The following is a 19,639-nucleotide window of genomic DNA, read 5'->3' on the forward strand; positions in this document are numbered from 1 at the left end:
AGCGGCCATTGTAACGAAGGCTCGGCCGCCGGTCCGCACTGATGCACATCGATCGGCGTCGCCGTTCACCGCTGCGCATTCGAGTCCCGGGCGGGTTCGCTGTGGCTACAATATGGGACATGAATGCCTCCAAGAATCCCGCCTCCCCGTCCGCAGCGACAAGCGCGGCACCAGCCTCGTCGTCGGCTTCGACCGACTGGCGCATCGATCGCGAACGCGCGGTCAAGCTGTTCGGCGCGCATGCGCATGACTGGCCGATCGAAATCGTCGAAGAAACCGGCTCGACCAACGCCGACTTGATGACCCACGTGAAAGCCCTGCCGCGCCGCGCGAGCGCGCTGCCGCGGCCGATCGTGCGCGTCGCGTATCTGCAGACCGCTGGGCGCGGTCGCCGTGGGCGGCCGTGGTACGCGGAGCCCGGCAACGCGCTGCTGTTTTCGGTCGCGTGCGTCTTGCCGCGACCGCTCGAAGGGCTCGGGGGCTTGAGTCTCGCGGTGGGCGTCGCGCTCGTCGACGGGCTGCGCTCGCTGCCGGTCGCGGGTCCCGGACAGATCGCGCTGAAGTGGCCGAACGACGTGCTGCTCGAAGGCGACAAGCTCGCCGGCATCCTGATCGAAACCGCGTGGAGCACCGACGACGCGAGCGCGGTCGTGATCGGCATCGGCACCAACGTGAAAGGCGCCGACGAACTCGCGGCGAAGGTCGGCGCGCTGAACGCCGAGGTACCGCCGCAGGCGCTCGGCACCGTGCCGACCGCGTTGCAACGCGCGCTGCCGAACGCGAATCTGACCGATACGCTGGCAGCCGAATTGAACGCGCTCGAACCGATGCTGCAGCGCTTCGGCGCCGAAGGCTTCGCGCCGTTCCAGCCGCGCTGGAACGCGGTGCATGCTTACGCGGGCCGCGACGTCGTGCTGCTCGAACAAGGCCAGGAGCTCGCGCGCGGCGTGGCGGCGGGCGTTGACGAGCGTGGCCAGTTGCTGCTCGATACGGCTGAGGGCCGCCAGAGCATCGCGACCGGCGACGTGTCGCTGCGCCTCGCCCACGGTGTCGCATGAGGCAGCGCGCGCCATATCTGCTGATCGACGCGGGCAATAGCCGGATCAAGTGGACGCTGGTGCAGCCCGATGGGACGCAGTTGGCGAGCGGCGCGCTCGCGCATGACGACCTTGCCGGGCCACGCGCGCGGTCAGGTGCGCAACCCGCTTGGACTGACTGGCCGGCGCCATGCGGCGCGTGGCTCTCCAACGTCGCGGGCGCGGAGGTCGCGACGCACATCGCGGCGCTCGTCGACGCGCACTGGCCGCGACTGCCGCTCGCGACGATCCGCGCAAGTGCTCGTCGATGCGGCGTGACCAATTGCTACACGACACCGGACTCGCTCGGCAGCGACCGCTGGGCCGGCATGATCGGCGCGCACGCGACCTTTCCCGGCGAGCATCTGCTGCTCGCGACCTTCGGGACCGCGACGACGCTCGAGGCCTTGCGCGCCGATGGCGCGTTTATCGGCGGATTGATTGCGCCGGGCTGGACGCTGATGATGCGCTCGCTCGGTGAGCACACCGCGCAACTGCCGACGCTCGACGCCGCGCACGCGCGCGGCCTGCTCGACGCCGCCGATACCACCGGCGCGGTCCGTCGCGGTCCGTTCTTCGCAACGGATACGCCGCGCTCGCTGTCGGCGGGCTGCACGCTGGCGCAGGCCGGATTGATCGAGCGGATGTGGCGGGACCTGCAGGATGAGTGGCAGGTGCCGGTGCGTCTCGTGGTCGGCGGCGGCGCTGCCGACGAAGTGGCGAGCGCCCTGAAAGTGCCGCATACTCGCCACGATTCGCTGGTGCTGTCAGGGCTTGCGCTGATCGCAGCCGAGGATACGGCGCGGCAAAGCGGCTGATTGCCTGCCGTGGCTAACGTTTGATTCACGACCGGGTGGCGCGTGATGTACGTGTAGAACGTGCGCCTCAGTTGCGCGCAATTCGCCGCCCATTTTCCGAACCCGAGTCTTTCCCGCACGCCCCAGGCTCAACTTCTTTCTGAATTGGAAACACCCACAATGCTTCGCTGGCCGATCGCCATTCTGATTGTTGTCAACGTGCTGGCTTTCGTCGCGCTGCTTGGCGTCTTCGGCCCCACACCCACCGCCAGCGGACGCGAGCCGAATCATCTGAATCGCCAGATTCATCCGGACTGGCTGAAGGTGCGGCCGGTCAGCGCCGCCGATGCGGCCGACCAGGCGGTGGTCGGCGGACCCGCGCCGCAGGCGCCGATTTCGACATCGGAGTTGCCGCAGTAATCAGGTGAGCGACGCGGTCGGTTAGAAGTTCAGCAGTGCGCCGCGCGTTTTGCGGTAACGGGCGGCATCAACCCTGCCGCACCTTCTTCAACAGCGCGCTCGTCGAGCGATCGTGCTCGAACGCAATCGCGAGCGCCTTGCCGCCCCAACCGCGCACGAGCGCCGATTCGGGCAGCGCGTCCATGTCGTAGTCGCCGCCCTTCACGAGCACGTCCGGGCGCAGCGCGGAAATCAGCTCGACCGGCGTCTTCTCGCCGAAGCCCACCACGTAATCGACGCTTTCCAGCGCCGCTAGCAAGGCCATGCGGTCGGCCTCGTTGTTGATCGGCCGGTCGTCGCCTTTGCCGAGCATCCGCACCGACGCGTCGCTATTGACACCAACGATCAGGCACGCGCCCAGCGCCTTTGCGTCGGCCAGATAGGTCACGTGACCACGATGCAGGATATCGAACACGCCGTTCGTAAACACGACGGGCGCGCGCAGCGAAGGACGAAGCTTCACCAGGGCATCGCGCGTCAGAATCTTGCGTTCAAAGATGGCGGTCATCGCACGGTCACAGAGTTGGGGAATTAGGGAGTTGGGGCGTGACGGGAACAGGAATGCCAGGTGCCGTCACGATACACGGTGGACGGCCCGAAGCAAAACGGTCCGGCAAGCTCGCGCTTGCCGGACCGCCGTTTGATACGGTGCTGAAACGCCTGAGTCGTTACGCCGGCTGCTGCTGCGCCGGGTTTTGTTCAGCGGCTTGCAGACGCGCGACCACTTCCTTGCGATAACGGTTCAGTTCCTGCGCGGTGTTGAACGTGCGTTCGAACAGCAGCGACAGGTTGTGCAGAATGCGCTCGATGACCTTCTTTTCCCAGCCGTCGTCGAAACGGATCTGCTCGTCGAGCCAGCGCTCGAGCCATTCCGGATCCGGCAGACGCGACTGGATCGTGTCGCGCGGGAACAGCGCCTGGTTCACGTGCAGGTTGGTGGGGTGCAGCGGCTTTTCGGTGCGACGCGCCGACGCCATCAGCACGCCGATCTTCGCGAACGCGGCACGCGCGATGTCGCCGGTTTGCGCCATCGCCTTCTTCATGTAGCGCAGATACGCGCCGCCGTGGCGCGCTTCGTCGCGCGAGATAGTTTCGTAGATGTGCTTGATGACTGGCTCGGTATGCCATTCGGCGGCGCGGCGATACCAGTGATTCAGGCGGATTTCGCCGCAGAAGTGCAACATCAGCGTTTCGAGCGGCGGTGCGGGATCGAACTCGAAGCGCACTGCGTGCAGTTCCTCTTCGGTCGGGACCAGTTCCGGCTTGAAGCGGCGCAGGTATTCCATCAGCACCAGCGAGTGCTTCTGCTCCTCGAAGAACCACACGCTCATGAATGCGGAAAAATCGCTGTCGTGATGATTGTCACGCAGAAACATTTCCGTGGCGGGCAACGCCGACCATTCCGTGATCGCGTTCATCTTGATCGTCGCGGCTTGCTCGTCGGTCAACAGCGATGCATCGAATTTGTCCCAGGGAATGTCCTTCTCCATGTCCCATCGAACGGATTCGAGCGATTTATAAAGTTCCGGATAAAGCATGGTGTTCATAGTCCCACCCCTGTTCTGCACATACTGTGTGTGTCTGTTGCTGCTACGTGTAGCCGTTTTTACCTACGACGAACGGACGCGCCGTTTATCGGCCAAGCATTCAATTTTACGCGTTAATCAGCCGCCCAGAAGCATCGGGCAGCAAAGAAGTCCGGGCTTTTGTATTGGCGCCTGAAGCGTGAATCAGGCGCCGTGGCCAACCGTGGGGAGGGATACCCTTTGCCTGAGGTCGAGCCAGTCTGGGTCTGGCAACCGCACGGTCCCGCCCCGTACCGGTAGCGCCGGCGGCGACTGACGCGAGGGCGGCGGGATTGGTTGTTTTCGGCGCACGCCCCAAAGCCAGATCAAGCTTACACAATGATAGCACGCGCCTCCCACGAAACCCGTGACAGAAGCGGCGCGAGCGCACGGTGGTATTGACTTCTCTCAATAAAGTCGGCGATTCGCGCGGGCGGAAACCGCCGGCGCTGGAATAGGGAAAAACGCAGCCGATCAGTGGCCTTCATCAACGGCCACTGATTCCCGGCGCGCCGTCCGGCTCACGTCGACTTTTTCGGCGTTGCCGCGCTCGTTCCGGCCGCGCGTTTGGCCGACGGCGCGGCGCGCTTCGCCGCCGGCCGTTTGACGGCGGGCTTCGCGTTTTGCGCGGCGGCGCCCGACGCATCGGCGCCCGACGCATCCGCGGCCTTCGACGGTTCCGGCTTGCCCTGCGTGCCCCCGCCCGCCGCGGCGACCGCGACGGACGGCTGCGTCATCGCGAACTGCGCGATCTGGTTGAACTGCGATTGCAGCAGATTCCACCACGCGGACGCATCGAAGCCGGGCGCCGCGGGCGCTTCCTCTTCGTCGCTGTCGGCCTGCGTGGCGCTTTCGGGCGTGGGCTCGGCCGGCTTCGTCCAGCTCGGCGCACGGGCGGGGCTCGGGGCGGTGTTCGGCGCGTCACTCGCGGCGGCACCCGACGCAGCAGCCGCCGCCTGCGACATCGACGATTGCGCGAACGCGCCGAACGCCCGCAGCGTCGCTAGCGTCGCACGTTGCACTTCGAGCGCCTGGATCGCCGACTGCAGCATGCTCAGGTTCAGCTTCAGCCATTGCTCGACCGCGCGCATGTCGGTGATGCGCTTGTCGAGCTCCTCGACGCTCGTGAGCGGCGCCATCATGTCGGACATCATCGACAGCGACGGACTCGTGCCCCCACCCGGCTGCGCGCCCGTCATGGCGGCGCCGAACGGCGACAGCCGAATCATGCTCCACATGCGATCGAGCATTTCAGCGGGCGGAAAACCGGGGAAGCCGGGAAAGGGCGGCGCGGAGCCAGTGGTGTCGGTCATGGTTGTCGCCTCGGTGCTGGATGATAGGTGGAGCGCGCGATGCCGCGCGCGTCGATTCGATCATACCGTGTGGGGTATGACATCACGATCGTTGGTCGTTACGTGGACCGCCCGTGCCAAAATCGGGCGCGCGCCGCTCGCGCAACGAGCTCAGGCCCTCGCGCACGTCGGGCCCCGCGAAGCCCATGAATTCCAGCGCGAGCGACGTATCGAACGCCGGGCCCGCCGTGCGCAGCCAGTTGTTCAACGCGTACTTGGTCCAACGGATGGCGGTCTGCGAACCGTCGGCCAGCTTGCGCGCGACTTCGAACGCCTTCGGCAGCAGATCGCTTTCGTCGACGGCCAGCGACACGAGCCCGATGCGCTCCGCCTCCTCGCCGCTCACCGGCTCGCACAGCAGCAGGTAGTACTTCGCCTTCGCCATGCCGCACAGGAGCGGCCAGACGATCGCCGCATGATCGCCCGCGGCGACGCCGAGGCGCGTGTGTCCGTCGATGATGCGGGCCGTCTTCGCCGCGATCGAGATATCGGCGAGCAGCCCCGCGACGAGCCCCGCGCCGACCGCCGGCCCGTGCATCGCCGACACGATCGGCTTGCCGCAGTTGATCACGTTGTAGACGAGATCGCGCGCTTCGCGCCACACACGCGTGCGCACCTCGAAATCGTTCGCCATGTCCTCGACGAGCTGCAGATCGCCGCCGGCCGAAAAGCCTTTACCCTCGCCGCGAATGATCGCGACGCGCGTATCGGGATCGCGATCGATATCGCGCCAGATTTCCGCGAGCTCGTAATGCATGCGTGCGTTCGCGGTCGCGAGGCCGCTTTTATTCGCGCCCTCGCCGCTCATCACGACTTCGAGCACGCCATGCGGATGACGCTGCAAACGCAGCGACTGGTAGTGCGCGTAGTACGCGTCGTTCGGTTGCGATGGCTGAGGCATGGTGAGCAGTCCGGAGGAGATTCGTTCAGTCGCGCGCGGAACGGCGCGCCCCGTTCAATGCGGCTGATAAAGCCACTTGCCATTGGTGATTTCAACCATCACGCGGGCGCGCTGATCGAGCCCGAGATGATCGGCCGCGCTCATGTTGACGACGCCATTGGTGTCCGCGAGACCGCGTGTTCCTTCGAGCGCGTCGCGCAGCGCGCGGCGAAACGGCGGCGTGCCGGGCGCGCCGGCTTTCAGCGCGAGCGGAATCGCATGCTCGAGCAACGCGCCCGCGTCCGACGTGTACGAACCGAATGCCGACACGCTGCCCGCGCCGTGCCGCGCCTCGAAGCGCGCAATGTAATCGAGGGCGAGACCCTTCGCCGGATGATCGGCCGGCAATTGCGTGGCGACCAGCACCGGGCTCGCGGGCAGGAAGGTGCCGTTGCAATCGGCGCCGCACACGCGCAGGAAGTCGTTATTGCCGACGCCGTGGTTGTGATAGATGACGCCTTTGTAGCCGCGCTCGCGCAGCGTTTTCGGCGGCAGCGCGGCAGGCGTGCCGGCCGCGCCGACCACCACCGCGTCGGGATGGGTCGCGAGAATTTTCAGCACCTGCCCGGTCACGCTCGGATCGGTGCGATTGAAACGCTCGCTCGCGACCACGTCGATGTGATGCAACTGCGCGAACTTCGCGACCTCGGCGTAGAACGTCTCGCCGAGCGCGTCGGCCTGGCCGATGAACGCGATCGTCTTCACGCCGTGTCCGCTCGCATGCTCGGCGATCGCCGAGGCCATCATCGCGTCGGTCTGCGGCGTCTTGAAGACCCAGCGACGTTTCGCGTCGACCGGTTCGATGATTTTCGCGGACGACGCGAGCGAGATCATCGGCGTTTCGCCCTCGGCGACCACGTCGATCATCGCGAGCGAATTCGGCGTGATCGACGAGCCGATGATCGCGTCGACGTGATTCTCGCTGATGAGCTTCCTGGTGTCCTGCACGGCGTGGGTCGTGTCCGATGCATCGTCGAGCACGATGTATTCGACGTTCTGCCCGCCGATCTGTTTGGGTAGCAGCGCGACCGTGTCGCGCGCGGGAATGCCGAGCGACGCGGCCGGCCCGGTCAGCGACAGCACGAGACCGATCTTCACCTGCGCGAACGATGTCAGCGGCAACGCGCAGGCAAGCGCGGCCCACAGCGTCGCGGCGCGCCGCGCGAAGCGCCGACCACGTTGAGGCAAGCCACGCGCGCTCGTGCGCGCTTCAACGGGCGACGCGCAAGCGCGCCGACGTTCAGCTGCGGAGAAGTCCAATCGCGGCATGCTGTCCTCACGTCGGGGTTTTCGTTGTGATGTTTGCCGCAGTGTAGCCGCGCGCGCAAGTGGCGGCATCGGGCGAAACCCTTTCGCGCGTGCCGCCCGCGTCACAGCATTGCCGCGTGAGCGCCGCGCTTCATTCGAGCGGCGCGATGCTCTGCTCGATCGCACCGAAAATCGACTTGCCCGCATCGTCGAACATTTCGATCCTCACGGTGTCGCCGTATTTCATGAACTCCGTTTGCGGCGCGCCGTGCTCGATCGTTTCGAGGCAGCGCTTCTCGGCGATACAGCAGTAGCCGCGTTTCGCGTCCTTGTTCGACACCGTGCCCGAACCGACGATGGCACCAGCACGCAGATTGCGCGTTTTCGCGGCATGCGCGATCAGGTGACCGAAGTGAAACACCATATCGGTGCCCGCGTCGGGCTGGCCGACCTTCCTGCCGTTCCAGTGGACGATCATCGGCCGATGCACGCGGCCTTCGCGCCAGTGTTCGCCGAGCTCGTCGGGCGTCACGGCGACCGGCGCGAATGAGGTGGCCGGCTTGCTCTGGAAAAAGCCGAAGCCCTTCGCGAGTTCGGCGGGGATCAGGTTGCGCAGCGACACGTCGTTGACGAGCGTGACCAGCCGCACGCCGCGCAGGGCCTGCTCGGGCGTCGCGCCCATCCGCACATCGCCGGTGACGACCGCGACTTCGGCCTCGAAGTCGATGCCGTACTCTTCCGATGCGCACGCCACGTCGTCGCGCGGGCCGATGAAGTCGTCGCTACCGCCCTGGTACATCAGCGGGTCGGTCCAGAATTCGGGCGGCATTTGCGCGCCGCGCGCGCGCCGCACGAGCTCGACATGGTTCACGTACGACGAGCCGTCGGCCCACTGGAACGCGCGCGGCAGCGGCGCCATGCACTCTTTGGCGTCGAATGAAAAGCTGTTGCGCGCACGGCCCTGGTTCAGCGCATCGTAAAGGTCGTGCAGTTGCGGCGCGTAGAAGGCCCAGTCGTCGAGCACGCGCTGCAGCGTGGGCGCGATCGCGTCGGCGATGGCGGCCGTGTGCAGGTCGCGGGACACGACGATCAGTTGACCGTCGCGCGTGCCGTCCTTCAGCGAGGCAAGTTTCATAGAGCTGTGAACCGTGTATTAGTGACGATGGAAGGAATGTATTCTACGATGGTGAATCGGCGCGGCCCAATATCTGCGTGTTCGTCGTCGTGTCACCGTAGCCGTCTCCATTACGATCACCGAACGCGCTGCCCGCGCCTTTTGCACATGTCCGCCAACGCCCGCTCCGGCACGATCCGCACCCGCACCGACCCCGCGTCCGCCGACGATCTGCTCGATCCCGCCCATGCAACCGACGCAACCGGCGCCGATGACGAACCCGGCGAACCCGGCGAACCCGGCGAAGAAAAACTGCGCTCGGGCATCCAGTCGATCGAGGTCGGTTTCAGGCTGCTCGACGTGCTGACCCACGAGCCGCGCGCGATGATGCTGCGCGATCTCGCGCAGCGCGCGGGCATGAGTCCGGCGAAGGCGCATCGCTATCTGGTCAGCTTTCTGCGTCTCGGCGTGGTCGCGCAGGACCCGCTGTCGGGCCGCTACGAACTCGGCGGCTTCGCTTTGCAGCTGGGGCTCGCGCGGCTTGCTCGCGTCGACGGTGTGAAGCTCGCGCGCATCGCGCTCGCCGAACTGCGCGACCGGCTCGACCTGACCGTCGGCATCGCGGTGTGGGGCAATCAGGGACCGACGATGGTGCACTGGATGGAGTCGAGCTATCCGGCCAAGGCGTCGCTGAAGCTCGGCGACGTGATGCCCTTGCTCAGTTCGGCGACCGGTCTGCTGTTCGCCGCCTACCTGCCGTCCGGCAAGACCGCCGCGATGCTCGAGCGCGAGCTGGCCGACTCGCGGCGCTCGTCGTATAGCGGCGCGCCACGCACCCGCGAAGAGGTCGACAAGGTGCTCGCCGAGGTGCGCGAGCACGAGGCTGCGCGCGTCGAAGGCATGCTGCTGCCGACGATCCACGCGTTTTCGTTGCCGGTGTTCGATTCGACCGGCGAACTCGCGCTCGGTCTCGTCGCGCTCGGCCATGAAGGCGCGTTCGATATCCGCTGGGGCGGCGAGATCGATACCGCGCTGCGCGAATGCGCGCGCAAGCTGTCATACGAACTCGGCTATAGCGCGACCCCGCGTGGTGACAACGGTTGATACGCACCGTATCCTTTCACGCTCTCACCGATTCAAACGCCGATGGATTTTGCTTCCGCCAACCGCCGTCATGATCGCCTGCCCGCTTTTGGTAGCGGGCCGGGACGCGGCGCGCGCGCGTGGCGCTGGATCGCCGTCCTCGCGGCCGTCGCGGTTGTGCACTGGATCGCGGCGCAATGGTTCGAGCGCAATCGCGTGGATCTGAATCCGGCGAATCGCGAGCATGTGCCGGTGCAGGTCGTGCTGCTGACGCCCGAAAGGGTCGAGCGTCAACCCGCGCCACCGCCCGCCGTGCCGGCACCGCATCCCCCCGCGCCAGCACGCAAGCCCGCGGCGAGGCCGCCGCGCGAGCAGCATGTGATGACCGCGTTGCAACCGGCCAAACCGAACGAGCCCGCGGCCACGCCGGCATCGGAGGTGGCGGCTAGCGCGCCACCCGCCACCGCGAACGCGAATCCATCGGCCCATGCGAATGCCAGTGGCGCCGTCGCGAGCGCCCCTGCCGCGGCCAGCGCGCCGCAAGCGTCGCAGGGCGTGAAGTTTTCGGTACCGCCGTCGGCCGAACTCGACTACGACACGTTCTACAACGGCGTGCGCAACGCGCCCGGCACGATCCATTGGGCGAGCGACGGGCAGGGCTACGAAATGGTCGTATCAGTGCCGCTGCCGTTCGTCGGTCCGTTCGTGTTTTCGAGCCACGGCGGCATCGATGCCTTTGGCCTCGCGCCGGCGCAGTACAGCGAAAAGCGTGGCCGTCGCGCCGAAGACATCGCGATCTTCAATCGCAACGACAAGAAGGTTGGCTTTACGCGCACGCCCGCCTCGTTGCCGTTGCCCGACGGCGCACAGGATCGCTTCAGTGTCGTGATGCAGCTCGCGAGCCTCGTGCGCGGCGATCCTGACGCCTATAAGCCTGGCGTGACGCGAGAGTTTTTCGTCGTCGATACCGATAGCGGGGAGAATTGGCCGATCGAGACGATCGGCGACGAAACGATCCGCGCCGCGCAAGGCTATCTGGAGACGCGTCACTTCAAACGTCTGCCGCGGCACGATGGCGACCAGCGCCGCGTCGACGTGTGGCTCGCCCCGTCCCTTGGCTGGCTGCCGGCGCGCATCCTGCAGACGGAGCCGAACGGTACCCAGTTCGAACTGGTGTGGCGCGGCAAGCTGAATGTCGATGGCACGTCGCCGGATGACCGCGGCAATGGTGGCGCGCCGGCCACGCCTGCTGCACCCGCAGCCCCCGCTGCCACGGGCCCTGCAACGCCGGCGCCAGCTCCGGCCGACGCATCGGCAGTAACACCCGAGGCCGCCCCAGCTGCACCGGTCGATTCGACCGCTCCGACCATCATCAAACCGTGACAGGTTTCGTGACAGAGTGTCACGAGCAAATCCGCACGAGATCGGCGAAACTTCCTTTGCAACGCTGACTCGCACGTCAATGGAGCCCCGTTCGCGCGAACGAGGCGACCCACCGCGCTTTTTCACTGCGTTTCCTTCAAAGGAGTCCGCATGCAAGTGAACATCAACGGTATCGACACACGCTACGTGCTGAGCAACGAAGGCGGCGGCCCGTGGCTCACGTTCATCCATCAGTTGGGCGGCGATCTTTCCATCTGGGATCAGATGGCAGGCTATTTCCGCGACGATTACACGGTGCTGCGCTACGACGTGCGCGGCCACGGCCACAGCGCGGTTGCGCGCGAGCCGTTCGCCATGCGCGATCTGGCCGACGATCTCGCCAAACTGCTCGATGCCCTCGGCGCGCGGACGACGCACCTGGTCGGCCTGTCGCTCGGCGGCATGATTGCGCAGCAGTTCGCGCTCGACCATCCATCGCGAATCGACACGCTGACGATTGCCGACAGCACCGGCGGCACTCCGCCCGAGAACCGTGAGTTGTGGAATCAGCGCGCCCACACCGCGCGCAGCGACGGCATGGAGGCGCTGTTGCCGTCGACGATCGCGCGTTGGCTCACGCCCGACTTTCAGGCCGGCCATCCCGAAGCGGTCGAGCCGATCCGTGAGACATTTGCGCGCACCTCGCCGGAAGGTTTTGCGATGGCCTGCGAGGCACTGCGCGATTTCGACCTTCGCGGCCAGCACGGCGCAATCCGCTCGCCGACGCTGACGGTGGCCGGACGTCACGACACTGGCACGCCCCCTGCTGCTACGCAGGCAATAGCGGAGGCGATCGAGGGCGCCCGCTTCGAGTTGCTGGACGCCGCGCATCTCGCGCCAATCGAGCAATCACAGCGTTTTGCCGCCTTGCTTGAATCGTTTCTGGAGCGGCGAGTCTAACCGTCAGGTCCGGAGTTTTTACTTGCGTCGTCCGGACCCACCCCTTGAATTCCATCCCACATGCTCCACCTACGGTGCAGAAAAGGGCAGGAGCCCAACGGAAATAAGGAGTGTCGCCATGCAAATGATCTATAACAGCCCTAACTACTGTGTCGTCGAGTTTCCTCCGCAGGAAGGTCTGCTTGCCATGAAGTCGGGCGGCTATGAGATTGTCGACAAGAACATGCAGCGCGAAATCTACATCGACGGGGCAATGGCGGCGCGTTTTCGCGAGCATGTGCAAAAGCTGATCGAAGGCGAGCCGACGCTCGACGAGGTTGATGAATTCCTCGGTCAATTCGACAGTCTGATGCATCAACCGGTGGTCCTGCATTGACCGGAGGGGTTCAGCTGGCGCTCTGGCGACATCGATCGACCGCACCGCGCGGCTTTGGCGGCGGGTTCCATCAAGCGGTCGGCGGCAGCGAAACGGCCCAGCAGGCTTTGGCTTGCCGGGCCGTTTTTTATTGCATCGTTTGTTAGCGCGTTTCTGAATTCCCGGCGCGGCGCGTTCGTATCGGTCGATTTTGCCGGCCGCGCCTCGCACTCTCCTCCGCGGCGGGCGCATCCGCCCGGCTGCGGCTACAATGACAGGCTTTCCGCCAACGCCGGCGCAAGCCCTCGTCCGCCATGACCCAGCCTGCTCAATCCATCACGCCAGTCCGTTCGGAGCCTGCCTACACCCGCGGCGCAGCGCTGCCCGCGCTGCTGAACTCGCGCATCCTGATTCTGGACGGCGCGATGGGCACGATGATCCAGCGCTACAAGCTCGACGAAGCCAGCTATCGCGGCGAGCGCTTCAAGGACTACGCGCGCGACATCAAGGGCAACAACGAACTGCTGTCGATCACCCAGCCGCAGATCATCGCCGAGATTCACGAGCAGTATCTCGCGGCGGGCTCGGACATCATCGAGACCAACACGTTCGGCGCGACCACGGTCGCGCAGGCCGACTACGGCATGGAATCGCTCGCCGTCGAGATGAACATCGAATCGGCGAAGCTCGCGCGCGCCGCGTGCGACAAATACACAACGCCGGACAAGCCGCGCTTCGTCGCCGGCGCGATCGGCCCGACGCCGAAAACCGCCAGCATTTCGCCGGACGTCAACGATCCGGGCGCGCGCAACGTGACCTTCGACGAACTGCGCGCCGCGTACTACGAGCAGGCGAAAGCGCTGCTCGACGGCGGCGCGGACCTGTTCCTCGTCGAAACGATCTTCGACACGCTGAATGCGAAGGCCGCACTGTTCGCGCTCGACGAGCTGTTCGAAAACACCGGCGAGCGTCTGCCGATCATGATCTCGGGCACCGTCACCGATGCGTCGGGCCGCATTCTGTCGGGCCAGACCGTCGAGGCCTTCTGGAACTCGTTGCGTCACGCGAAGCCGCTCACGTTCGGCCTGAACTGCGCGCTCGGCGCGGCGCTGATGCGTCCGTACATCGCCGAGCTCGCGAAGCTGTGCGACACCTACGTGTCGTGCTATCCGAACGCCGGCCTGCCGAACCCGATGAGCGACACCGGCTTCGACGAATTGCCCGCGGATACCTCTGGCCTGCTGAAGGAATTCGCCGAAGCGGGGCTCGTGAACATCGCGGGCGGCTGCTGCGGCACGACGCCCGAGCACATCGCGGCGATCGCGAAGGCGCTCGCCGAGCTGAAGCCGCGCAAGTGGCCGAGCCAGTATCGCGACGCGGCCTGAGCCCGCCTGAAACACTTCGCCCCGACGCCCTGCACGTCCTGCACGTCCTTTAACGCACGCACCCGACTCGCACACACGCCATGACCGATCACACCATGCGCCTTGCCGGCCTCGAGCCGTTCAACGTCACGTCCGGGACGCTCTTCATCAACGTTGGCGAACGCACCAATGTGACCGGCTCGAAAGCGTTCGCGCGAATGATCCTGAACAATCAGTTCGACGAAGCATTGGCCGTCGCGCGCCACCAGGTCGAGAACGGCGCGCAGGTAATCGACATCAACATGGACGAGGCGATGCTCGATTCGAAAGCGGCAATGGTCCGCTTCATGAATCTGATCGCGTCGGAGCCGGACATCGCGCGCGTGCCGATCATGATCGACTCGTCGAAGTGGGACGTGATCGAGGCGGGTCTCAAGTGCGTGCAGGGCAAGGCGATCGTCAACTCGATCTCGCTGAAGGAAGGCAAGGAAGCGTTCGTTCATCATGCGAAGCTGATTCGCCGCTATGGCGCGGCTGCGGTCGTGATGGCGTTCGACGAACAGGGCCAGGCCGATACGTTCCAGCGCAAGACCGGGATTTGCAAGCGCTCGTACGACGTGCTCGTTAACGAAGTCGGCTTTCCGCCCGAGGACATCATCTTCGATCCGAACATCTTTGCGATCGCGACCGGCATCGAGGAACACAACAACTATGCGGTCGACTTCATCGAGGCGACCCGCTGGATCAAGCAGAACCTGCCGTACGCGAAGGTGAGCGGCGGTGTGTCGAACGTGTCGTTCTCGTTCCGCGGCAACGATCCGGTGCGCGAGGCGATTCACACCGTGTTCCTCTATCACGCGATCCAGGCGGGGATGGACATGGGCATCGTCAACGCGGGCCAGCTCGGCGTGTATGCCGAACTCGATCCCGAACTGCGCGAGCTCGTCGAAGACGTCGTGCTGAATCGCCGTCAAGACGGCACCGACCGCCTGCTCGAAATCGCCGACAAGTTCAAAAGCGGCGGCGCGAAGAAGGAAGAGAACCTCGAGTGGCGCAAGCAGCCGGTCGAGAAGCGTCTCGCGCATGCGCTCGTGAGCGGCATCACCACGTTCATCGTCGAAGACACCGAGGAAGTGCGCGCGAAGATCGCCGCTGCAGGCGGCCGTCCGATCAACGTGATCGAAGGCCCGCTGATGGACGGCATGAACATCGTCGGCGACCTGTTCGGCCAGGGCAAGATGTTCCTGCCGCAGGTCGTGAAGTCGGCGCGCGTAATGAAGCAGGCGGTCGCGCATCTGATCCCGTTCATCGAGGAAGAAAAGCGCCAGCTCGCGGCGGCCGGCGGCGACGTGCGCGCCAAGGGCAAGATCGTCATCGCGACCGTGAAGGGCGACGTGCACGACATCGGCAAGAACATCGTGTCGGTCGTGCTCCAGTGCAACAACTTCGAAGTGGTCAACATGGGCGTGATGGTCCCGTGCAGCGAGATCCTCGCGAAGGCGAAGGTCGAGGGCGCGGACATCATCGGGCTGTCGGGCCTGATTACGCCGAGTCTCGAAGAAATGGCCTACGTCGCATCGGAAATGCAGCGCGACGACTACTTCCGCGTCAAGAAGATTCCGCTCCTGATCGGCGGCGCGACGACCTCGCGTGTGCACACGGCGGTGAAGATCTCTCCGCACTACGACGGGCCGGTGGTCTACGTCCCGGACGCGTCGCGCTCGGTATCGGTCGCCTCGAGCCTGCTGTCCGACGAGGGCGCCGCGAAGTACATCGACGAACTGAATGCCGACTACAACCGCGTCCGCGATCAGCATGCGAACAAAAAAGCACAGCCGATGGTCACGCTCGCGCAAGCGCGCGCCAATAAGACGAAGATCGACTGGGCAGGCTATCAGCCGGTCAAGCCGAAGTTCATCGGCCGGCGCGTGTTCAAGAACTTCGATCTGAACGAGCTCGCGAACTATATCGACTGGGGTCCGTTCTTCCAGACGTGGGATCTCGCCGGCCCATATCCGGCGATTCTCAATGACGAGATCGTCGGCGAATCGGCGCGGCGCGTGTTCTCCGACGGCAAGTCGATGCTCGCGCGCCTGATTCAGGGCCGCTGGCTGCAGGCCAACGGCGTGATCACGCTGTTGCCGGCCAACACGGTGAATGACGACGACATCGAAATCTACACGGACGAATCGCGCACCGAAGTCGCGCTGACGTGGCGCAATCTGCGTCAACAGAGCGTGCGGCCGGTGGTCGACGGGGTGATGCGACCGAACCGCTCGCTGGCCGACTTCATCGCGCCGAAGGACTCGGGCGTCGCCGACTACATCGGCATGTTCGCGGTGACGGCGGGTCTTGGCGTCGACGTGAAGGAGAGGCAGTTCGAGAAGGATCTCGACGACTACAGCGCGATCATGCTGAAGGCGCTCGCGGACCGGCTCGCCGAAGCATTCGCCGAAGCGTTGCACGCGCGCGTGCGGCGCGACCTGTGGGGCTACGCGAACAGCGAAAACCTCTCCAGCGACGAGCTGATCGCCGAAAAATACCGAGGCATCCGCCCGGCGCCAGGCTATCCGGCCTGCCCCGACCACCTCGTCAAGCGCGACATGTTCGACGTGCTGCGGGCGAACGAAATCAACATGAGCGTGACCGAATCGCTGGCGATGCTGCCGGCGGCGAGCGTGTCGGGCTTCTACCTCGCGCATCCGGACAGCACCTATTTCTCGGTCGGCAAGATCGGCGCGGATCAGCTCGACGACTACGCGCAGCGGATGTCGCTCACGAAAGCGGACGCCGAGCGCGCGTTGGCGCCGTTGCTTTGAGCGTGAAGCGATACGTGGCCGGGCCGTGCGGCCCGAGCCGCGCGTGCGCGACTATATTGAGTCCGAAAGACAGAATATTTGGCGCCACCGCAATTTCGGCTTTGTAGACTGAGTCGGCTTTCATCGCGTCAGGCGCGAGCACAACGCGCCGGCTCACCGAGATTGCAACCGTCAACGGAGAAAAATCGTATGAAGAAGCTGACACTGTTATTGACCGCTGTTTCGCTGGCCGCGGGCGCTTCCGTGGCGCTCGCACAACCCGCCGCGCCGGGCGGATCGAGCGCGGTCAGTTCCTACTCGCCCCCCACCGAGGCGCATGTCAAAAAGGCGAAGAAGCAAAAGATGAAGAAAGGCGCGGCAGCCTCGGCGGCCCCCGCGAGCCAGTGAGCGGCGAGGCCGACAAGCCCTCTGAATGACAAAGAGCCCGCGTCAAGCGGGCTCCTTTCTTTGAGTGCGCCCCAAAAGCGCTTATGAAGGCCTTCTGAGATCGGGCCGCGGCGCTCGGGACCCAGCAGAAATCAAAGCCCCCAGACGATATCCGCGTTTTCCTTCTGCGCCGCGCGCAGCATGTCGAGGAACGGATACGCGCGCTGCGCGAGTCCGGGCGGAATCTCGTGACGATCGCGGCCGTCTTCGCCCTCGTGGAAATGGCCCTCGTGCTCGGCGCGCTCCTGCTTGTCGGAGGTGATCGCCGCTTCGAGCTTCTCGATGGCCGGGCCCAGTTCGTCGTGAGTAATGACGCCCCGCTGCCCAAGGCGTTTGCCGACAATGCCAACCAGATACTGCGCCAGATTCTCCAGCATCATCACGTCCGGGCAGGCGTGGCACTTGAAAGTAATCAGCATGACTGTTCCCTTTTTCGTTATGTCGGGTTAATGCATGAGCGTCCCAAGGGCGGCAACAGCGCGCGCCTGACGTGGCGCCGGCAAGGCGCGGCGGCCCCAGCCCCTCGTGGGCAACTCATTGAACATATTAGCACCTGCTAAAATCCGTCTGAACGGAAAAGCGCGCCGCCCAGCGCCACGTATGGCAAGGCTCGACGAGCATCGCGCACGTGGGCCAAGCGGGGGCGTCGAACCATCGGCCGCGATCCGCATGCCGCGCGAGCCTGCGTGCCGGCGGGCCGCCGAGCGGAGTCCACCGGGTTGCGCTGCTTGCGTCTCGTCGCATCGCCTGGGGGACACTCTGCCGGCGGCGCAGCCATCGGCGCCGCAAAGCGCTGCCGCGTTCAACGCTTGCGACACCGGCCTCGGCCGGCGCCTCTTCCGCCTTACCGGATTGCCTCACTGGACTCGCAACAAGCATGCTGCCCGCACACAAACACACACTCGAAACACTGCTCGCCGAGACGGTGAAGCAGGTCGCGACTGCGACCCAAGGCGCGACGGAAGCCGCCTTCGTCTCGCCCGCCATCGCGCTGGAGCGCCCGAAAGTCGCCGCGCACGGCGACGTCGCGTGCAACGTCGCGATGCAGCTCGCCAAGCCGCTGCGCGCCAATCCGCGCCAGCTCGCGCAACAGATCGTCGATGCGCTGCTCGTCAATCCGCAGGCCAAAGGCCTGATCGACACCGCCGAAGTGGCGGGCCCTGGCTTCATCAACCTGCGGCTCACGGCCGCCGCCAAGCAAGGCGTGATCGCCGCCGTGTTAGCCGAGAAGGACGCGTACGGCCGCTCACGGCGCGACGCCGGCAAGCACGTGCTGATCGAGTTCGTGTCGGCCAACCCCACCGGCCCCCTGCACGTCGGCCACGGCCGCCAGGCCGCGCTCGGCGACGCGCTCGCGAACGTGCTCGCGTCGCAGGGCTGGGACGTGCACCGCGAGTTCTACTACAACGACGCCGGCGTGCAGATCCACACGCTCGCCCTGTCGACCCAGGCACGCGCACGCGGCTTCGCCCCCGGCGACGAAGGCTGGCCCGCGTCGGCCTATAACGGCGAGTACATCGCCGACATCGCGAAAGACTATCTGAACGGCATCACGGTCGAGGCGAGCGACGGCGAGCCCGTCACCGGCGCGCGCGACGTCGAGGACCTCGAGGCGATCCGCCGCTTCGCCGTCACGTATCTGCGTCGCGAGCAGGACATGGACCTGCAGGCGTTCGGCGTGAAGTTCGACCAGTACTACCTGGAATCGTCGCTGTACACGGAAGGCCGCGTCGAGAAAACGGTCGACGCGCTGATCGCCGCGGGCAAGACCTACGAGCAGGAAGATGCGCTGTGGCTGCGCACCACCGACGACGGCGACGACAAAGACCGCGTGATGCGCAAGACCGACGGCACCTACACGTACTTCGTGCCGGACGTCGCCTATCACGTCGCGAAGTGGGAGCGCGGCTTCACCAAGGTCATCAACGTGCAGGGCTCGGATCACCACGGCACGATCGCGCGCGTGCGCGCAGGTCTGCAGGGTCTCGGCATCGGCATTCCGAAGGGCTACCCCGACTACATCCTGCACAAGATGGTCACGGTCATGCGCAACGGCGAAGAGGTGAAGATCTCGAAGCGCGCGGGCAGCTACGTGACGGTGCGCGACCTGATCGAATGGTCGGGCGGCGCGACGCCGGGCTCGGAAGCGGCCGTCGATCTGATCGACGAGGAAACCATTCGCCGCGGCCGCGACGCGGTGCGCTTTTTCCTGATCTCGCGCAAGGCGGACACCGAGTTCGTGTTCGACATCGACCTCGCGCTGAAGCAGAACGACGAGAATCCGGTGCACTACGTGCAGTATGCGCACGCGCGCATCTGCTCGGTGATCGCCGAGTGCAACGCGCGCTACGGCCTCGACGAGAACGCGCTCGCAAGCGTGGACTTCGCGCCGCTCACGAGCGAGCGCTCGATGGCGCTGCTCAACAAGCTCGCCGAATTCCCGGACATGCTGCAGCACGCCGCCGACGAACTCGCGCCGCACGCGGTCGCCTTCTACTTGCGCGAACTCGCCGGCGAATTTCACTCGTTCTACAATGACCGTGCCGAGCGCGTGCTGGTCGACGATGCGGCCGAACGCAACGCTCGCGTCGCGCTGCTCGCGGCCACGCGCCAGGTGCTGGCCAATGGTCTCGCGACGATCGGCGTCTCCGCTCCCGTCAAGATGTAACTCCTCCAGCGTAATATGCGCGCGGCCGTCGTTATAATCGGCGGCCGTTCC

At 65.5% G+C, this 19,639-nt stretch carries 17 protein-coding genes and 1 pseudogene; 11 read left to right on the top strand and 7 right to left on the bottom strand.

What is annotated here, in order from left to right; genetic code table 11:
• The first annotated feature begins 119 nt into the window (after positions 1 to 119).
• From HDG34_RS23840 to HDG34_RS23850, 3 genes are all read left to right on the top strand, one after another.
• The gene (locus HDG34_RS23840; protein WP_184062596.1) at positions 120 to 1,058 is read left to right on the top strand and encodes a biotin--[acetyl-CoA-carboxylase] ligase; all 939 of its coding nucleotides are present in this window, start codon (positions 120 to 122) and stop codon (positions 1,056 to 1,058) included.
• Positions 1,055 to 1,894: a type III pantothenate kinase gene (locus HDG34_RS23845; RefSeq protein WP_184062598.1), complete on the top strand. Its 840-nt coding sequence runs from the start codon at positions 1,055 to 1,057 to the stop codon at positions 1,892 to 1,894. The genes HDG34_RS23840 and HDG34_RS23845 overlap by 4 nt, the downstream gene beginning before the upstream one ends.
• 159 nt (positions 1,895 to 2,053) lie before the next feature.
• Complete coding sequence (locus HDG34_RS23850; protein ID WP_184062600.1) at positions 2,054 to 2,293, top strand: hypothetical protein; 240 nt, start codon at positions 2,054 to 2,056, stop codon at positions 2,291 to 2,293.
• Between the two features lie 67 nt (positions 2,294 to 2,360).
• Here the strand turns inward: HDG34_RS23850 and rfaE2 are convergent, their stop codons facing one another.
• The 6 genes from rfaE2 to HDG34_RS23880 form a co-directional block, all read right to left on the bottom strand.
• Entirely contained in the window at positions 2,361 to 2,840 is a 480-nt protein-coding gene (gene rfaE2 / locus HDG34_RS23855) for a D-glycero-beta-D-manno-heptose 1-phosphate adenylyltransferase (RefSeq protein WP_184062602.1), read from the bottom strand.
• A gap of 160 nt (positions 2,841 to 3,000) precedes the next feature.
• The gene (locus HDG34_RS23860; RefSeq protein ID WP_184026492.1) at positions 3,001 to 3,879 is read right to left on the bottom strand and encodes a ferritin-like domain-containing protein; all 879 of its coding nucleotides are present in this window, start codon (positions 3,877 to 3,879) and stop codon (positions 3,001 to 3,003) included.
• A gap of 539 nt (positions 3,880 to 4,418) precedes the next feature.
• Positions 4,419 to 5,210: a PhaM family polyhydroxyalkanoate granule multifunctional regulatory protein gene (locus tag HDG34_RS23865; RefSeq protein WP_184062604.1), complete on the bottom strand. Its 792-nt coding sequence runs from the start codon at positions 5,208 to 5,210 to the stop codon at positions 4,419 to 4,421.
• An 82-nt stretch (positions 5,211 to 5,292) separates the two neighbouring features.
• A complete protein-coding gene (locus HDG34_RS23870; RefSeq protein WP_184062606.1) occupies positions 5,293 to 6,150 on the bottom strand; it encodes an enoyl-CoA hydratase/isomerase family protein in 858 nt (285 codons plus the stop codon).
• Positions 6,151 to 6,204: 54 nt separating this feature from the next.
• Complete coding sequence (locus HDG34_RS23875) at positions 6,205 to 7,458, bottom strand: ABC transporter substrate-binding protein (RefSeq protein ID WP_184062608.1); 1,254 nt, start codon at positions 7,456 to 7,458, stop codon at positions 6,205 to 6,207.
• 130 nt (positions 7,459 to 7,588) lie between these two features.
• Entirely contained in the window at positions 7,589 to 8,572 is a 984-nt protein-coding gene (locus HDG34_RS23880) for a fumarylacetoacetate hydrolase family protein (RefSeq protein WP_184062610.1), read from the bottom strand.
• 147 nt (positions 8,573 to 8,719) lie between these two features.
• Between HDG34_RS23880 and HDG34_RS23885 the strand changes: the two genes are divergently transcribed.
• The 7 genes and pseudogenes from HDG34_RS23885 to HDG34_RS23915 all read left to right on the top strand — a co-directional run bounded on the left by HDG34_RS23885 (position 8,720) and on the right by HDG34_RS23915 (position 16,881).
• On the top strand, positions 8,720 to 9,655 hold the full coding sequence (locus HDG34_RS23885) for an IclR family transcriptional regulator (protein ID WP_184062612.1): 936 nt from the start codon (positions 8,720 to 8,722) through the stop codon (positions 9,653 to 9,655).
• A 42-nt stretch (positions 9,656 to 9,697) separates the two neighbouring features.
• On the top strand, positions 9,698 to 11,017 hold the full coding sequence (locus HDG34_RS23890) for a DUF3108 domain-containing protein (protein WP_184062614.1): 1,320 nt from the start codon (positions 9,698 to 9,700) through the stop codon (positions 11,015 to 11,017).
• A 150-nt stretch (positions 11,018 to 11,167) separates the two neighbouring features.
• Positions 11,168 to 11,956 carry an alpha/beta fold hydrolase gene (locus HDG34_RS23895; RefSeq protein WP_184062616.1) on the top strand — a complete coding sequence of 263 codons (789 nt, stop codon included), beginning with the start codon at positions 11,168 to 11,170 and terminating at the stop codon, positions 11,954 to 11,956.
• A gap of 118 nt (positions 11,957 to 12,074) precedes the next feature.
• On the top strand, positions 12,075 to 12,332 hold the full coding sequence (locus HDG34_RS23900) for a DUF3567 domain-containing protein (protein WP_062125693.1): 258 nt from the start codon (positions 12,075 to 12,077) through the stop codon (positions 12,330 to 12,332).
• A 293-nt stretch (positions 12,333 to 12,625) separates the two neighbouring features.
• Positions 12,626 to 13,696 carry a homocysteine S-methyltransferase family protein gene (locus HDG34_RS23905; protein WP_184062618.1) on the top strand — a complete coding sequence of 357 codons (1,071 nt, stop codon included), beginning with the start codon at positions 12,626 to 12,628 and terminating at the stop codon, positions 13,694 to 13,696.
• A gap of 68 nt (positions 13,697 to 13,764) precedes the next feature.
• Positions 13,765 to 16,494: pseudogene (metH, locus tag HDG34_RS23910) on the top strand (methionine synthase); the annotation flags it as partial.
• Positions 16,495 to 16,683: 189 nt separating this feature from the next.
• Positions 16,684 to 16,881: a hypothetical protein gene (locus HDG34_RS23915; protein ID WP_018419250.1), complete on the top strand. Its 198-nt coding sequence runs from the start codon at positions 16,684 to 16,686 to the stop codon at positions 16,879 to 16,881.
• Positions 16,882 to 17,012: 131 nt separating this feature from the next.
• Here HDG34_RS23915 and HDG34_RS23920 read toward each other — a convergent pair whose 3' ends face one another.
• Positions 17,013 to 17,339: a DUF1840 domain-containing protein gene (locus HDG34_RS23920; RefSeq protein WP_018419249.1), complete on the bottom strand. Its 327-nt coding sequence runs from the start codon at positions 17,337 to 17,339 to the stop codon at positions 17,013 to 17,015.
• A gap of 458 nt (positions 17,340 to 17,797) precedes the next feature.
• Between HDG34_RS23920 and argS the strand changes: the two genes are divergently transcribed.
• Entirely contained in the window at positions 17,798 to 19,588 is a 1,791-nt protein-coding gene (gene argS, locus HDG34_RS23925) for an arginine--tRNA ligase (protein WP_184062628.1), read from the top strand.
• Positions 19,589 to 19,639: the final 51 nt, after the last annotated feature.

Origin of the sequence: Paraburkholderia sp. HC6.4b (genome assembly GCF_014200875.1) — a bacterium.
Classification (GTDB): Bacteria; Pseudomonadota; Gammaproteobacteria; order Burkholderiales; family Burkholderiaceae; genus Paraburkholderia; species Paraburkholderia tuberum.

What these genes read in the sequence shown, in the direction of transcription:
- HDG34_RS23840 (WP_184062596.1), top strand. Translation starts at nt 120, where the DNA reads ATGAATGCCTCCAAGAATCCCGCCTCCCCGTCCGCAGCGACAAGCGCG.
- HDG34_RS23845 (WP_184062598.1), top strand. Translation starts at nt 1,055, where the DNA reads ATGAGGCAGCGCGCGCCATATCTGCTGATCGACGCGGGCAATAGCCGG.
- HDG34_RS23850 (WP_184062600.1), top strand. Translation starts at nt 2,054, where the DNA reads ATGCTTCGCTGGCCGATCGCCATTCTGATTGTTGTCAACGTGCTGGCT.
- rfaE2 (WP_184062602.1), bottom strand. Translation starts at nt 2,840, where the DNA reads ATGACCGCCATCTTTGAACGCAAGATTCTGACGCGCGATGCCCTGGTG.
- HDG34_RS23860 (WP_184026492.1), bottom strand. Translation starts at nt 3,879, where the DNA reads ATGAACACCATGCTTTATCCGGAACTTTATAAATCGCTCGAATCCGTT.
- HDG34_RS23865 (WP_184062604.1), bottom strand. Translation starts at nt 5,210, where the DNA reads ATGACCGACACCACTGGCTCCGCGCCGCCCTTTCCCGGCTTCCCCGGT.
- HDG34_RS23870 (WP_184062606.1), bottom strand. Translation starts at nt 6,150, where the DNA reads ATGCCTCAGCCATCGCAACCGAACGACGCGTACTACGCGCACTACCAG.
- HDG34_RS23875 (WP_184062608.1), bottom strand. Translation starts at nt 7,458, where the DNA reads ATGCCGCGATTGGACTTCTCCGCAGCTGAACGTCGGCGCGCTTGCGCG.
- HDG34_RS23880 (WP_184062610.1), bottom strand. Translation starts at nt 8,572, where the DNA reads ATGAAACTTGCCTCGCTGAAGGACGGCACGCGCGACGGTCAACTGATC.
- HDG34_RS23885 (WP_184062612.1), top strand. Translation starts at nt 8,720, where the DNA reads ATGTCCGCCAACGCCCGCTCCGGCACGATCCGCACCCGCACCGACCCC.
- HDG34_RS23890 (WP_184062614.1), top strand. Translation starts at nt 9,698, where the DNA reads ATGGATTTTGCTTCCGCCAACCGCCGTCATGATCGCCTGCCCGCTTTT.
- HDG34_RS23895 (WP_184062616.1), top strand. Translation starts at nt 11,168, where the DNA reads ATGCAAGTGAACATCAACGGTATCGACACACGCTACGTGCTGAGCAAC.
- HDG34_RS23900 (WP_062125693.1), top strand. Translation starts at nt 12,075, where the DNA reads ATGCAAATGATCTATAACAGCCCTAACTACTGTGTCGTCGAGTTTCCT.
- HDG34_RS23905 (WP_184062618.1), top strand. Translation starts at nt 12,626, where the DNA reads ATGACCCAGCCTGCTCAATCCATCACGCCAGTCCGTTCGGAGCCTGCC.
- HDG34_RS23915 (WP_018419250.1), top strand. Translation starts at nt 16,684, where the DNA reads ATGAAGAAGCTGACACTGTTATTGACCGCTGTTTCGCTGGCCGCGGGC.
- HDG34_RS23920 (WP_018419249.1), bottom strand. Translation starts at nt 17,339, where the DNA reads ATGCTGATTACTTTCAAGTGCCACGCCTGCCCGGACGTGATGATGCTG.
- argS (WP_184062628.1), top strand. Translation starts at nt 17,798, where the DNA reads ATGCTGCCCGCACACAAACACACACTCGAAACACTGCTCGCCGAGACG.